This window comes from Anaeromyxobacter sp. K (genome assembly GCF_000020805.1).
Taxonomy (GTDB): Bacteria; Myxococcota; Myxococcia; order Myxococcales; family Anaeromyxobacteraceae; genus Anaeromyxobacter; species Anaeromyxobacter dehalogenans.
Genome location: NC_011145.1, coordinates 2,181,022 through 2,193,685, shown reverse-complemented (window position 1 = coordinate 2,193,685; position 12,664 = coordinate 2,181,022). Strand labels below are relative to the sequence as shown.

Below are 12,664 nucleotides of genomic sequence, written 5' to 3'. Positions count from 1 at the left end.
CCCGGAAGGCCGCGCTTCTACACGAAATCGCGAGGAGGTGCGAGCGAATTCGCGCGGACCCGCGCGCGCTCCCGGTCGCGGGCTCCCCCGGACGGCCGCGGCGCCTGCCCGAGCACGTCGCCGACCACCCCGGCCAGCGCCCGCATGGCCGCGGGGAGGCCGGCGCCGTCCAGCTCGTCCGCCGGGATCCAGCGGATCCCCTCCTCCGGCGGCGGCCGGGCGAGGGAGCAGCGGAGCGCGCGGAGCTCGAGCCGGCGATGCGTGAGCACCCGCTCGACCCGGCCCAGCTCCTCGCCGGCGCGCAGCCGCAGGCCGTGGCGCGCCCGTGCGTCGCGCTCGAGCGCGCGCCCCGCCTCGTCCCCCGGCCCCACCTCCGCCGCGGGGAACGCCGCCAGGCCGGCGAAGAGCCCGCCCGCGGGCCGGCGCACCAGCGCCACCCTCCCCTCGCGCACCACCACGGCGCAGGCGAGGACCAGGCGCACCTTGTCCGGGCGCCGCCGCGGCGGCGGGAGCTCCGCCGCGCGGCCGGCGGCCCGCGCCGCGCACCGCGCCGCCACCGGGCAGCGCGCGCAGTCCGGGCTCGGCCGGCACACCGTCGCGCCCAGCTCCATGAGCGCCTGGTTCAGGTCGCCGGGCCGCTCGCGGTCCACCAGCGCCGCGGCGAGCGCGGCCACGCGCGCGCGGGCGGCGCGCGCGGCGGGATCGCCCTCGACCAGGAACAGCCGCGACAGCACGCGCGTGACGTTGCCGTCCACCGCCGGCACGGGCGCGGCGAACGCGATCGAGGCGACCGCACCCGCGGTGTACGGCCCGAACCCGGGCAGCGCGCGCAGCGCGTCGTAGCCGGACGGCAGGCCGCCGTGGCGGCGCAGCGCCTCGCGCGCGGCGGCGAGCAGGTTGCGGCAGCGCGCGTAGTAGCCGAGGCCGCTCCAGGCGGCGAGCACGTCCTCGTCGCGCGCGGCCGCGAGCGCCTCGAGCGTGGGCCAGCGCTCCACGAAGCGCAGCCAGTACGGCGTGGCCGTCACCACCTGCGTCTGCTGCAGCATCACCTCCGCGAGCCAGACGCGGTACGGGTCCGCGCCGCGCTGCGGCTGGCGCCACGGCAGCGGCCGGTGGCCGGCGTCCCACCACGCCAGCAGGCGGCGGCGGAGCGCGGCGAGGCGGGCGGGCACGGCGGGAGCGGGCACGGCCGGAAGGTAGGCGGGAGCGCGGCGCACCGTCAAACTCCCGGGGCTGCGCGCCGGCCCACCGCACCGCGCGGCCTCGCGCGCCCCGGTTCGCGGGCTGACGCGAGGTCCGCGCGGGCCCGGACGCACGACGGCCCGGACCGCTCGCGCGATCCGGGCCGCGGGGACGCCGGGGGATCGCGCTACGCGATCCGCTTCTCGACGGCCTCCCAGTTCACGTTCTTGAAGAACGCGTCCACGTACTTCGCGCGCTCGGTGGCGAGGTAGTCGCGCATGAACGCGTGCTCCCAGCCGTCCAGCGCCAGCACCGGCCGGAAGCCCACCGGCACGTTGTTCTCGTGCAGCGTGAGCCAGTGGTTCGACAGCCAGCCGGTGTTCGGATCCTGGAACGTCATGGCCCAGCCGATGCCCGGCATGGTGGCGATGGCGCGGAAGTCGGCGAGCCAGGTCTCGTACTTGCCGAAGGACGCCTCGATGGCCTTGCGGAGCTTGCCGCCGGCCGGCGGCTCGGCCTGCGCGCCCGGGGCGAGGTTCGCGAAGTAGTACTCGTGGTTCACCATGCCGGAGTACTCGAAGCCGAGGCGGCGGGTGAGCTCGGCGAACACCGGATCGGCGCCCGCGGCCTTGCCCTCGTTGCACAGCCCCTGGAGCTTCTCGGTGAGCGCGTTGGTGCGCTTCACGTAGCCCTCGTACAGCTTGAGGTGCTCCTCGATCTGCTTGTCCGAGATGCCGGTGAGGCCGCGGACCTTGGAGAAGTCGTGCGGGGTGTAGCGCTTCACGTCTGCCATGATTGCCTCCGTCGGCCCCCTGGGCCGGGCAGTGAATTCCGTTCGAGATGCGGTGGCCGGGACTTATGAATCCGCCCCGTATGTGTCAAGGCGCCGAACGGGTCCCGAGCGGGACGATGTTCACCATTGGATAATCTCGGCGCGGGCCGCGCGCGGGCGCGCGGGGGCGACCGCCGGTCCGGCGGGACGGCTCGGCACCGCGCGCGCGCCGGGCGCCCCCTCTCGCGCCTCCCGTCCAGGTGCTAAGGTGCGCCGCATGCCAGCCCCCCGGAGCCGCCGGCGCGTCCCGCGCGCCCTCCTCTTCGCCGCCGCCGCGGTCGCGATCGCGGTCGCGGGGCTCACGCTCCTCTGGGCCGCCCTCCCCGACCCCGCCCCGCTCGCCCGCGACAACCCGCGCACCACCGCGCTCATCGAGCAGCGGCGCGCCGAGGCGAAGGAGAAGCGGCGCGCGTTCCGGCCGCGCCAGGCCTGGGTGCCGCTCGACCGCGTCTCGCGCTCCATGGTCCAGGCGGTGCTGCTCTCCGAGGACGCCAACTTCTACGGCCACGAGGGCATCGACTGGGAGGCCACCCGCGACGCCGCCGCGCACGACCTCGAGCAGCGCAGCTTCGCCCGCGGCGCGTCCACCATCACGCAGCAGCTCGCCAAGAACCTGTGGCTGGGCACCGAGAAGAGCCTGTGGCGCAAGCTCAAGGAGGCGCTGCTGGCCGTGAAGCTGGAGCGCGAGCTCCCCAAGCGCCGCATCCTCGGGCTCTACCTGAACGTGGTCGAGCTGGGCGACGGCGTCTTCGGCGTGGAGGCGGGCGCGCGGGCGCGCTTCGGCACCAGCGCCGCGGCGCTCACCCCGGCGCAGGCGGCCGTGCTCGCCAGCATGCTGCCGGCGCCGCGCCGGGTGGACCTCTCCAGCCCGTCCACCTGGCTGAAGCGTCGCTCGCGGCGGCTGCTCGACCGGATGCGCGCGGCCGGCCGGCTCACGGCCGAGCAGCACCAATCGGCGAGCGCCGAGCTGGAGCGGATCCTGGCCGGCCCGGCGCCGCGCGACGACCGCGAGGAGCCGCCGGACGTCGTGGACGACGTGCCGGTCGCGGCGGTGCCGCGGGCGGAGCCGGTGCCCGCGGCCGCGGCGGCGGCCCCGGAGCCCGCGGCCGCCGAGCCGGCCGGCCCCGGCGAGCCGCGCTAGCCGCTCATCCGCGCCGCGCCCGGAACCACTCCAGCGTGCGGGCCAGCCCGTCCGCCAGCGGCACCTCGGGCCGCCAGCCGATCGCCCGCGCGGCGAGCGACGGGTCGATGCACGACCGGCGCTGCTCGCCCGGCCGCGCCGGCGCGTGCTCCGCGGGGCGATCCACGCCGGCGGCGCGCGCCAGGTGCGCGTAGAGCGCGTTCACGTCGGTCTCCACGCCGGTGCCGACGTTGAGCGGCCCGTCGTGGCGCCGCTCCGCCGCGAGCAGGTTCGCGCGCGCCACGTCGCCCACGAACACGTAGTCGCGGGTCTGGCCGCCGTCGCCGTACACGGTGCAGGGACGTCCCTCGAGCAGCCGCCCGCAGAAGATCGCCACCACGCCCGCCTCGCCGTGCGGGTCCTGGCGCGGCCCGTACACGTTCGCGTAGCGCAGCGCCGCCACCGGGATGCCCAGGGCCGCCCGGTAGACGCCCAGGTACAGCTCGCTCGCGGCCTTCGCCGCCCCGTAGTGCGAGACCGGCGCCTGCGGGTGCGTCTCGGGCGTGGGGATGACCTCGGTGTCGCCGTAGGTGGCGCCGCCGGAGGAGGCGAACAGGACGTGCTCCACCGAGCCCGCCGCGGCCGCCGCCTGCATGAGGTTGAGCAGGCCGCCCACGTTGACGTCTGCGTCGAAGCGCGGGTCCGCCATGGAGCGCCGCACGTCGATCTGCGCGGCGTGGTGGCAGATCACCTGCGGCCGCTCCTTGCGGATCGCCTCGGCCGCGGCGGCGCTGCGCACGTCCACCGGGTAGAAGCGCGCGCCCTGCGGCACGTTCTCGCGCTTGCCGCTGGAGAGATCGTCGAGGACCGCGACGTCCCAGCCCGCCTGCACGAACAGGTCTGCGATGGTGGAGCCGATGAACCCTGCCCCGCCGGTGATGAGGATGCGCTTGCCCATGGTGTGTCCCCCGCCCTCGCCGGTCAGACGTGCGCGCGGAACCAGTCGATGGTCCGGCGCATCCCTTCCTCGAACCCGATCCGCGGCGCCCAGCCGAGCCGCTCCCTTGCGCGCGTGAGATCGGGTCGCCGAACCCGCGGGTCGTCCTGCGGGAGCGGCCGGTGCTCGATGGGCACGGTGCGGCCCACCAGCCGCTGCACGGCCTGCGCGAACTCCAGCACGGTCATCTCGTGGTCGTCGCCCACGTTCACCGGGTCCTGGCAGTCGCCGTGGAGCAGCCGCCAGATCGCCTCCACGTTGTCGTCCACGTAGCAGAAGCTGCGCGTCTGCGAGCCGTCGCCGAACACGGTGATGGGCTCGCCGCGGAGCGCCTGCGCCACGAACGTCGGCACCACCCGGCCGTCGTCGAGCCGCATGCGCGGCCCGTAGGTGTTGAAGATGCGCGCGATGCGGACCTGCACCTCGCGGTAGCGGCGGTACGCGACGGTGATGGCCTCGGCGAAGCGCTTGGCCTCGTCGTACACCGCGCGCGGGCCGACCGGGTTCACGTTCCCCCAGTAGCTCTCGCGCTGCGGGTGCTCGAGCGGGTCACCGTACACCTCGGAGGTGGACGAGAGCACGAACGGGGCGCCGCTGCGGCGCGCCAACTCGAGCGCGTTCTCGACCCCGACCGAGCCGACGTGGAGCGTCTCGAACGGATGCCGGAGGTAGTCCACCGGCGACGCCGGGGAGGCGAAGTCCAGCACCGCGTCCACCCGGCCCGAGATGGCGAGCGGCGCGCAGACGTCGGCCTGGAGGAAGTCGAAGCGCGGCTCCCGGCCGAGGTGCTCGAGGTTGCGCAGCGTACCCGTGATGAGGTTGTCGACGCCGGTGACGCGCCACCCCTCCGCGAGGAAACGATCCGTGAGGTGGCTGCCGATGAACCCGGCCGCGCCGAGGATGACCGCTCGCTGTTCGCTCATGCCGCTCGCAATCTATTTCTTCGCCTCGCCCACGTCCTCGAGCGACAGCTGGCCGGGCAGGGCCCCGCGGTACTTCTCCAGCACGAGGTCGATGCCCTGCCGGATGTACTCGGCGACCGGCACCTTGGTGCGGGCGTGGAGCAGCTTCAGCCGCTCGTCCTGCTCCGGGGTGATGTAGACCGTCGTGGAGATCTTCTTTCGCGCCATGGGAGCGAACCCTCGGGGACGGCTGCCTACGCGGCGCGAACGTATGTGACCGTCGATATAGTGTCAATTGGCGCAACCCGGGGCGCGCCGCGGACGCCCCGGCCGCCCCGCGGACCCGTCCCGCGCGGGCGGGACGCGCACGGCGGCCGTTCACGCAGGGTGCTGCGCCGGCACGGGGCGCGCAGGGGACGCGGGCATGCCCACCCCTCCCCTGCGCCGCAGCGATCGCCCCGCCCTGGCCGCCGCCCTCGCCGCGGCGCTGCTCGCCCCGGCCTGCGCGGCCGTGCCGCGCCTCCACCCCCGCGCCGCCGAGGAGGTCGAGCGCGGGTACCGCCACCTCGCGGACGGCGATCCCGAGCGCGCCGAGGTGGCGTTCGAGCACGCGCTCGCGTTCGACCCGGATTTCCCGGAGGCCGAGAACGGGCTGGCGGTGGTGGCGCGCGTTCGCGGCGACCTGCCCGAGGCGCGGCGGCGCCTGGAGCGGGCCCTGCGGCTGCGCTCCGACTTCCCGGAGGCCCACGCCAACCTGGGCGAGGCGCTGCTCGCCGGGGGCGACGCGCGGGCGGCCGAGGGCGCGCTGCGCGAGGCGCTGCGGCTCGACCCGGATCTCGCCGACGCGCGCCAGAACCTGGCGCGCGCGCTGCTCCGGCGGGCGCTCGCGCCGGGCGCGGACCGCGCCGCCGGGCTGGCCGCCGCGCGGCGGGAGCTCCTGCACCTGCTCGAGACCGACCCCGGACGCGCGTCCGCGCACCACGATCTCGCCCTCGTGGACTCCCTGGAGGCGCGGTGGGCGGCGGCGGAGCGCGGCTACCGGCGCGCCGTCGAGCTCGCCCCGGCGTTCCCCGAGGCGCTGCACGGGCTGTGCAACGCGCTGGTGCGGCTGGACCGCTGCGGCGAGGCGGTGGTCGCCTGCGCCCGGTGCCTCGAGGCCGCGCCCGGGCTGGAGGCGTGCCGGACGAGCCTGCGCGGCGCGAGCGCGTGCGCCGCGGGCGCGACCGCGGGCCGCTGAAAGGGAACGCGCCGGGCCCGCGAAGGCCCGGCGCGCCGGTGCGGCGGAGGCGTCCCCTAGTTCCTGGGGCCGGCGAGCAGCTGCTTGCCGTAGGCGAAGCCGCGCTCGAACGCCTTCATGTTGAGGTCGATGGTGGCGGGCGGGACCGAGTCCTTCACCGCCTCGCGGGCGGCCTGCTCGGAGACGAGCCCGGTGATGGCGGTGAAGAAGCCCACCATCACGATGTTCAGCACCATCTTCTTGCCCAGCTCCTCCGCGATGCGCGTGGCCGGGACCGCGTACACCTTCACCGTCGGGGGCAGCCCGGTGGGCTTCACCAGGTCCTCCTCGATGATGAGCGTCCCGTCCTTGCGCAGCTCGGGCGAGAACTTGGCGAATGCGTCCTGGGACATCGCCACCATGAGGTGCGGGTTGTGGACGTACGGGTAGAGGATCGGCTCCGCGTCCACCACCACCTGCGCGCTGCAGGCCGACCCGCGCGCCTCGGGGCCGAACGCCTGCGTCAGGCAGGAGTGCTTGTCGTCGAACAACGCGGCGGCCTTGCCGATGATGATGCCGCCCAGGATGACGCCCTGGCCGCCCAGCCCGCCGATCTTGATCTCCGTGGGACCCATGTCGTCTCTCCCGCTCACGCCCAGGCCGGCTTCTTGCCGGGGGACTCGTAGGGAACGTACTTGGCGCCGAGGACCTCGCTCATGCGGGCCTCCATCGCCTCGACGTTGGTGGGGCGCTCGCGGTTCACGAAGGTCCCGACGACGATCTCCTTGCGGTAGTCGAGGTCGGTCTCGGTGGTGGGCGCGCCGTTCTTGATGACGCTCTTCTCCTTGTAGAACTTCATCTCGTCGAGCCCCTCGCCGAGCTTGTTGCGGCGCAGGTAGAGCGTCGGGCAGGGCGAGAGGATCTCGATGAAGCGGAAGCCCTTCTTGTTGAGGGCCTCGCCCATCGACTTGGCGAGCTGCTTCACGTGGTAGGAGGTCCAGCGCGCCACGTAGACGCCGCCGCAGGAGTCCACCAGGCGCGGCAGGTTGAACGTCTCCTCGTAGGCGCCGTACGGCGTGGTGGAGGCCACCGCGGTCTGGAACGTGGTGGGCGTGACCTGGCCGCCGGTCATGCCGTACGTGAAGTTGTTCACGCACACGACCAGCATGTCCACGTTGCGGCGGGCCGCGTGGATGAGGTGGTTGCCGCCGATGGCGGACAGGTCGCCGTCGCCGGAGTAGACCACCACCTTCAGGTCCGGGTTCGCCATCTGCAGGCCGGTCGCGAACGGGATGGCGCGGCCGTGCGTGGTGTGGAACGAGTCGAGGTTCAGGTAGCCCGCCACGCGGCCGGTGCAGCCGATGCCGGAGACGATGGCGACCTTGTCGAGGTCGAAGCCGGAGCCGTCGAGCGCGCGGGTGAAGCAGTTCACCGTGGTGCCGATGCCGCAGCCGGGGCACCAGATGGACGGCAGCCGCTCGGTCCGGAGGTACTTCGAGGTCGGGTTGGGCTTGACGGGCTCGCTCATCGCACGGACTCCAGGATCTTGTTCAGGATGGTCTCGGGGTTGTGGACCGTGCCGCCGACGTGCGGCACCGGCACGACCTTGGTGCGGCCCGCCACCACCCGCTCCACCTCGAGGGCCATCTGGCCGAGGTTGAGCTCGGGCACGACGAACGCCTTCACCTTCTTCGCCAGCTCCGCGATCTGCTTCTCGGGGAACGGCCAGGCGGTGATGAGCCGGAACGAGCCGACCTTGACGCCCTGCTCGCGCGCCGCCTTGACGGCGCGCTCGGCCACGCGGGAGGTGATGCCGAAGCTCACCACCACCACGTCGGCGCCGTCGAGGTCCTTCTCCTCCCAGCGCACGATGCGGTCGGCGTTCTCGACGATCTTGTCCTGCAGCCGGAGCTGCATCTTCTCGTGCGTCGGCACGTTCATGGCCGGGTAGCCGCGCTCGTCGTGGGTGAGGCCGGTCACGTGGATCCGGTAGCCGTCGCCCGCCTTGACCATCTCCGGGACCATGCTGCCGTTCGGAGCCTCGAACAGCTTGAAGCCCTCACCCGGCTTCTTCTTGGTGTAGCGGCGCTCGCTCACCTTGATCTGCTCGGCGGGCGGGATGACCACCTTCTCGGTCATGTGCCCGACCACCTCGTCGAGCATCACCAGCACCGGGACGCGGAACTCCTCGGCCAGGTTGAACGCCTCGACGGTGAGGTCGAAGCACTCCTGCGGGGAGTTCGGGCAGAGCGCGATGAGGCGGTAGTCGCCGTGCGAGCCGAAGCGGGCCTGCATCATGTCGCCCTGGGCCGGCTGCGTGGGCAGGCCGGTGGACGGGCCGGCGCGCTGCACGTTGATGTAGACGCAGGGCGTCTCGGTGATGGCGGCGTAGCCGATGTGCTCCATCATCAGCGAGAAGCCGGGGCCGGAGGTGACGGTGCAGGCCTTGGCGCCGCCCCAGACCGCGCCGAGCAGCGCGATGGAGGCGCCCAGCTCGTCCTCGAGCTGGATGAAGCGGCCGCCCACGCGGGGGAAGCGCGCGGAGAGGCGCTCGACCACCTCGGTCGAGGGCGTGATGGGGTAGCCGGAGGCGAAGCGGCAGCCGGCGGCGATGGCGCCCTCGCTGCAGGCGTGGTCGCCGTCCAGGTAGTGGCTGCCGGTGAGGGTGCCGGACGAGTTCGCGTTGGACATGTCTCTTCGGGCCTCCTAGGCCGCAACCTGCTCGAGCTTCTCGCGGTAGCCGTAGATCGAGAAATCGGGGCAGAAGTGACCGCACATGTCGCAGCCGTTGCACAGCTCCGGCTTCGCCAGGAACGGCGGGTGGTAGCCCTTGGCGTTGTAGTCGCTCTCCAGCTCGAGCGCGCCCAGCGGGCAGAACTCCACGCAGAACGCGCACCCCTTGCAAGTCTCGCGGTTGATCACCACGACGCCGCGAAACTTCTTGTCCTTCTTCGCGGCAGGCGAAGTCGCACTCATGCTCCGGTCCTCGGTGCCCGGTCGGCCGGGCGTTTGAGAGAGAGCGCTCTCGTACCAGACCGGGGCGTGCCGTCATTGGACCGCGATCAATCTTTGGCAAATTCCCGACGATTTCCGCGAATCTCGGACAAAATGCACCCATTCAATCGATTTTCCGGCGCGCTCACCCACCGTGAACGACGGCGGCCCGCGCCGCCCGCTCGCCGCCGCGGATACAGCGCTTTTCGCCGCGCGGCTTCGTGCACCGGATCGGTCCACGTCCGCCGCGGCGCGCCGCGGGCGCCGGACGCACGAAGGCCGGCGCCCAGGCGGGCGCCGGCCTCCTCGTTTCACCGATCGTGTCGGAACCGGCCTACTTGATGGTCCAGGTGTCGTTGCCGGCGAGCAGCTTGCCGAGCTGCCCCGCGCCCGGCTTCGCCTTGGCGGCGTCGATCATCTCCCAGGTCATCTCCTCGCAGGTGGCCTTCTGCACGTTGCGGAAGATGCCGATGGGCGTCGGGAACCCGGCCTTGTCCGCCAGGCCCGCCAGCATGAACGCGATGGTCGGGTCCTCGCGCGTCGAGTCGTGGACCAGGATGTCCTGCTCGGTGATCCCGTCCACGCCGAGGGTGACGACCTCGAGCTCGCCCCGCTGGTGGTTGATGCGGATGCCCTTCTTGTTGTCCTTGCCGAACAGGAGCGGCTTGCCCTGCTCCATGCGGAGCTGCGCCTCGGCCTTGTTCGCCTTCTCGGTGAGGAACGTGTAGGCGCCGTCGTTGAACACCGGGCAGTTCTGGAAGACCTCGACGAACGTGCTGCCCTTGTGCTCGGCCGCGGCCTTCAGCACGCCGCCCATGTGCACGCCCTCGACGTCGATGGCGCGCGCCACGAACGTCGCCCCGGCGCCGAGCGCGAGCAGCGGCGGGTTGAACGGGTAGTCCGGCGAGCCGTCCGGCGTGGACTTGGTCTTCTTGTGCAGCTCGGACGTCGGCGAGACCTGGCCCTTGGTCAGGCCGTAGATGCGGTTGTTGAACATGACCAGCTTCATGTCCAGGTTGCGCCGCATCGCGTGGATGAAGTGGTTGCCGCCGATGGCGAGCGCGTCGCCGTCGCCGGTCATGATCCACACCTGCAGCTCGGGCCGGGAGACCTTCAGCCCCGAGGCGAAGGAGGGCGCGCGGCCGTGCAGCGTGTGCATCCCGTAGTTGTTCATGTAGTACGGGAAGCGCGAGCTGCAGCCGATGCCGGACACGAAGACGATGTTCTCGCGCTTCACGCCGACCGAGGGCAGCGTCTTCTGGATCTGGTTGATGATGGAGTAGTCGCCGCAGCCCGGGCACCAGCGCGGATCGACGCCGGACTCGAAGTCCTTCTTGGTGTAGACCGGCAGCGCCGCGGTGACCGTCTGACCGTTCGTGCTCATGTGTTCCTCGTTCCTTTCCGGGCGGCCTACAGGGCCTCGGTGACCTTGGCGACCAGGTCGTGGATCTTGATCGGCTTGCCGTTGATCCGGTTGTACTGGAGCGGATCGACGCCCGGGAACATGCCGCGCAGGTAGAAGGCCAGCTGCCCGCCGTTCACCTCGGGCACGAGCACCTTCTCGAAGCTCCGCAGCACGTCGCCGAGGTTCTTCGGCAGCGGGTTCAGCCAGCGCAGGTGGACGTGGGAGACCTTCTTCCCGGCGGCCTGCAGCGCCTCGGCGGCGCCGCGGACCGAGCCGAAGGTGCCGCCCCAGGACACGAGCAGCAGCTCCCCGCGCTTGTCGCCGTACACCTCGACGTCCGGCACGTCCTCGACCACGTTCCGGACCTTCTGGGCGCGGGTGAGGACCATCTTCTCGTGGTTGTTGCCGTCGTACGACACCATGCCCGAGAGCGCGTCCTTCTCCAGGCCGCCGACGCGGTGCTCGAGGCCGGCCGTGCCCGGGATGGCCCAGGGGCGGATGAGCTTGGCGTCGCGCAGGTACGGCATGTACTGCGTGCCGTTCGCGTAGTTCTTCTCGGTCTGGTACTTCACCTTCAGCTCGGGCAGCTCGTCCGGCGACGGGACGCGGAACGGCTCGGAGCCGTTCGCGAGGTAGCCGTCGGTGAGCAGCAGCACCGGCGTCATCCACTTCGTCGCGATCTTCATCGCCTCGATGGCCGACCAGAAGCAGTCGGCCGCGCTCTGCGCCGCGATGACCGGCATGGGCGACTCGCCGTGGCGCCCGAACAGCGCCTGGAGCAGGTCGGCCTGCTCGGTCTTGGTGGGCATGCCGGTGGAGGGGCCGCCGCGCTGCACGTCCACGATCACGAGCGGGAGCTCGGTGATCACCGCGAGGCCCATCATCTCGGACTTGAGCGCGAGGCCCGGGCCGGAGGTGCTGGTGCAGGCGAGCGCGCCGCCGAAGGCCGCGCCGATGGCCGAGCCGATGCCGGCGATCTCGTCCTCGGCCTGGTAGGTGACGACGCCGTACTCCTTGAACTTCGCCATCTCCTGCAGGATCTCGGTGGCGGGCGTGATGGGGTAGCTGCCCAGGAACACCGTGCGCCCGGTCAGCTGCGCCACCGTGGCGAAGCCGAGGGCGGTGGCGAAGTTGCCGGTCACGTTGCGGTAGGTGCCCGGCGCGAGCTTCGAGGCCGGCACCTGGTACCGCTCGTGGAAGAGCTCGGAGGTCTCGCCGAACACGTGGCCCGCCATGAAGACCTTCGCGTTCGCGTCCGCGAACTCGGGCTTCTTGGCGAACTTCCGCTTGATCGACGCGAGCTGCGGATCGATCGGGCGGCTGTACAGCCAGTACATCAGGCCGAGCGCGAAGAAGTTCTTGCAGCGCGCGACCTCCTTCGAGGACAGGCCCGTCCCCTCCAGCGCCGCCTCGGTGAGCTTGTTCATGTCCACGAGGACGACCCGGTAGTTCGACTGCAGCGCGGGGTCCTCGAGCGGGTTCGACTTGTAGTTCGCCTTCTCGAGGTTCGACTCGGTGAAGGCGCCCGCGTTCACGATCAGCATGCCGCCGTGGCGGAGGTCGGCCAGGTTCGTCTTGAGCGCGGCCGGGTTCATCGCGACGAGCACGTCCGGCTGGTCGCCCGGGGTGAGGACCTCGTTCGCGCCGAACGAGAGCTGGAAGCCGGAGACGCCGAACAGCGAGCCCGCGGGCGCGCGGATCTCGGCGGGGTAATCGGGGAAGGTCGCGAGGTCGTTGCCGGCCAGCGCGTTGGCCTTGGTGAACTCGGTGCCGGTGAGCTGCATGCCGTCGCCCGAGTCGCCGACGAAGCGGATCGTGACGGTTTCGACCTGCTCGACCTTGTGCTTGGCCGTCTGTGTGGACATGTCGCCCTTCGTCTCCCTGTGAGGTGCCTGGCTGCTGTGACCGTGCGTGCGGCTGCCGGATCCCGCCGCGCCGCTGGATGTACCCTCGGCGCGCCCCGCCAATTCCTGACGGGGATCTAAAATGGGGCCACAGCTATGCCGGACCGCGGCA

The 12,664-nt window shown here is 72.2% G+C and carries 13 protein-coding genes; 2 read left to right on the top strand and 11 right to left on the bottom strand.

The window, feature by feature from the left end; all coding sequences use genetic code 11:
- Positions 1–17: 17 nt before the first annotated feature.
- Positions 18–1,223, bottom strand: coding sequence for an A/G-specific adenine glycosylase (mutY, locus tag ANAEK_RS09665; protein ID WP_041454060.1), 1,206 nt, complete (start codon positions 1,221–1,223; stop codon positions 18–20).
- A gap of 146 nt (positions 1,224–1,369) precedes the next feature.
- Positions 1,370–1,975, bottom strand: coding sequence for a superoxide dismutase (locus tag ANAEK_RS09660; protein ID WP_012525969.1), 606 nt, complete (start codon positions 1,973–1,975; stop codon positions 1,370–1,372).
- Positions 1,976–2,231: 256 nt separating this feature from the next.
- Between ANAEK_RS09660 and mtgA the strand changes: the two genes are divergently transcribed.
- Positions 2,232–3,155 (top strand): monofunctional biosynthetic peptidoglycan transglycosylase, encoded by a 924-nt coding sequence (gene mtgA, locus ANAEK_RS09655; protein WP_012525968.1) that lies wholly within the window; start codon positions 2,232–2,234, stop codon positions 3,153–3,155.
- Between the two features lie 4 nt (positions 3,156–3,159).
- Here the strand turns inward: mtgA and ANAEK_RS09650 are convergent, their stop codons facing one another.
- From ANAEK_RS09650 to ANAEK_RS09640, 3 genes are read right to left on the bottom strand one after another with little or no spacing between them, the layout of a single operon-like run.
- A complete protein-coding gene (locus ANAEK_RS09650) occupies positions 3,160–4,092 on the bottom strand; it encodes an NAD-dependent epimerase/dehydratase family protein (RefSeq protein ID WP_012525967.1) in 933 nt (310 codons plus the stop codon).
- 23 nt (positions 4,093–4,115) lie between these two features.
- Complete coding sequence (locus ANAEK_RS09645) at positions 4,116–5,054, bottom strand: UDP-glucuronic acid decarboxylase family protein (protein ID WP_012525966.1); 939 nt, start codon at positions 5,052–5,054, stop codon at positions 4,116–4,118.
- 12 nt (positions 5,055–5,066) lie between these two features.
- On the bottom strand, positions 5,067–5,261 hold the full coding sequence (locus ANAEK_RS09640) for a ribbon-helix-helix domain-containing protein (RefSeq protein WP_012525965.1): 195 nt from the start codon (positions 5,259–5,261) through the stop codon (positions 5,067–5,069).
- Between the two features lie 196 nt (positions 5,262–5,457).
- Between ANAEK_RS09640 and ANAEK_RS09635 the strand changes: the two genes are divergently transcribed.
- The gene (locus tag ANAEK_RS09635; protein ID WP_012525964.1) at positions 5,458–6,270 is read left to right on the top strand and encodes a tetratricopeptide repeat protein; all 813 of its coding nucleotides are present in this window, start codon (positions 5,458–5,460) and stop codon (positions 6,268–6,270) included.
- Positions 6,271–6,326: 56 nt separating this feature from the next.
- On the opposite strand, the gene ANAEK_RS09630 is transcribed toward ANAEK_RS09635, so the two are convergent.
- The 6 genes from ANAEK_RS09630 to ANAEK_RS09605 all read right to left on the bottom strand — a co-directional run bounded on the left by ANAEK_RS09630 (position 6,327) and on the right by ANAEK_RS09605 (position 12,513).
- A complete protein-coding gene (locus ANAEK_RS09630) occupies positions 6,327–6,884 on the bottom strand; it encodes a 2-oxoacid:acceptor oxidoreductase family protein (RefSeq protein WP_012525963.1) in 558 nt (185 codons plus the stop codon).
- A gap of 14 nt (positions 6,885–6,898) precedes the next feature.
- Complete coding sequence (locus ANAEK_RS09625) at positions 6,899–7,777, bottom strand: 2-oxoacid:ferredoxin oxidoreductase subunit beta (protein WP_012525962.1); 879 nt, start codon at positions 7,775–7,777, stop codon at positions 6,899–6,901.
- Positions 7,774–8,940 carry a 2-oxoacid:acceptor oxidoreductase subunit alpha gene (locus ANAEK_RS09620; protein ID WP_012525961.1) on the bottom strand — a complete coding sequence of 389 codons (1,167 nt, stop codon included), beginning with the start codon at positions 8,938–8,940 and terminating at the stop codon, positions 7,774–7,776. Before ANAEK_RS09620 ends, ANAEK_RS09625 begins: the two co-directional genes overlap by 4 nt.
- Positions 8,941–8,955: 15 nt before the next feature.
- Complete coding sequence (locus ANAEK_RS09615; RefSeq protein WP_012525960.1) at positions 8,956–9,225, bottom strand: ferredoxin family protein; 270 nt, start codon at positions 9,223–9,225, stop codon at positions 8,956–8,958.
- A 352-nt stretch (positions 9,226–9,577) separates the two neighbouring features.
- Positions 9,578–10,627 carry a 2-oxoacid:ferredoxin oxidoreductase subunit beta gene (locus ANAEK_RS09610; RefSeq protein ID WP_012525959.1) on the bottom strand — a complete coding sequence of 350 codons (1,050 nt, stop codon included), beginning with the start codon at positions 10,625–10,627 and terminating at the stop codon, positions 9,578–9,580.
- A 26-nt stretch (positions 10,628–10,653) separates the two neighbouring features.
- Positions 10,654–12,513, bottom strand: a complete 1,860-nt coding sequence (locus tag ANAEK_RS09605) for a 2-oxoacid:acceptor oxidoreductase subunit alpha (protein ID WP_012525958.1) — start codon at positions 12,511–12,513, stop codon at positions 10,654–10,656.
- Positions 12,514–12,664: the final 151 nt, after the last annotated feature.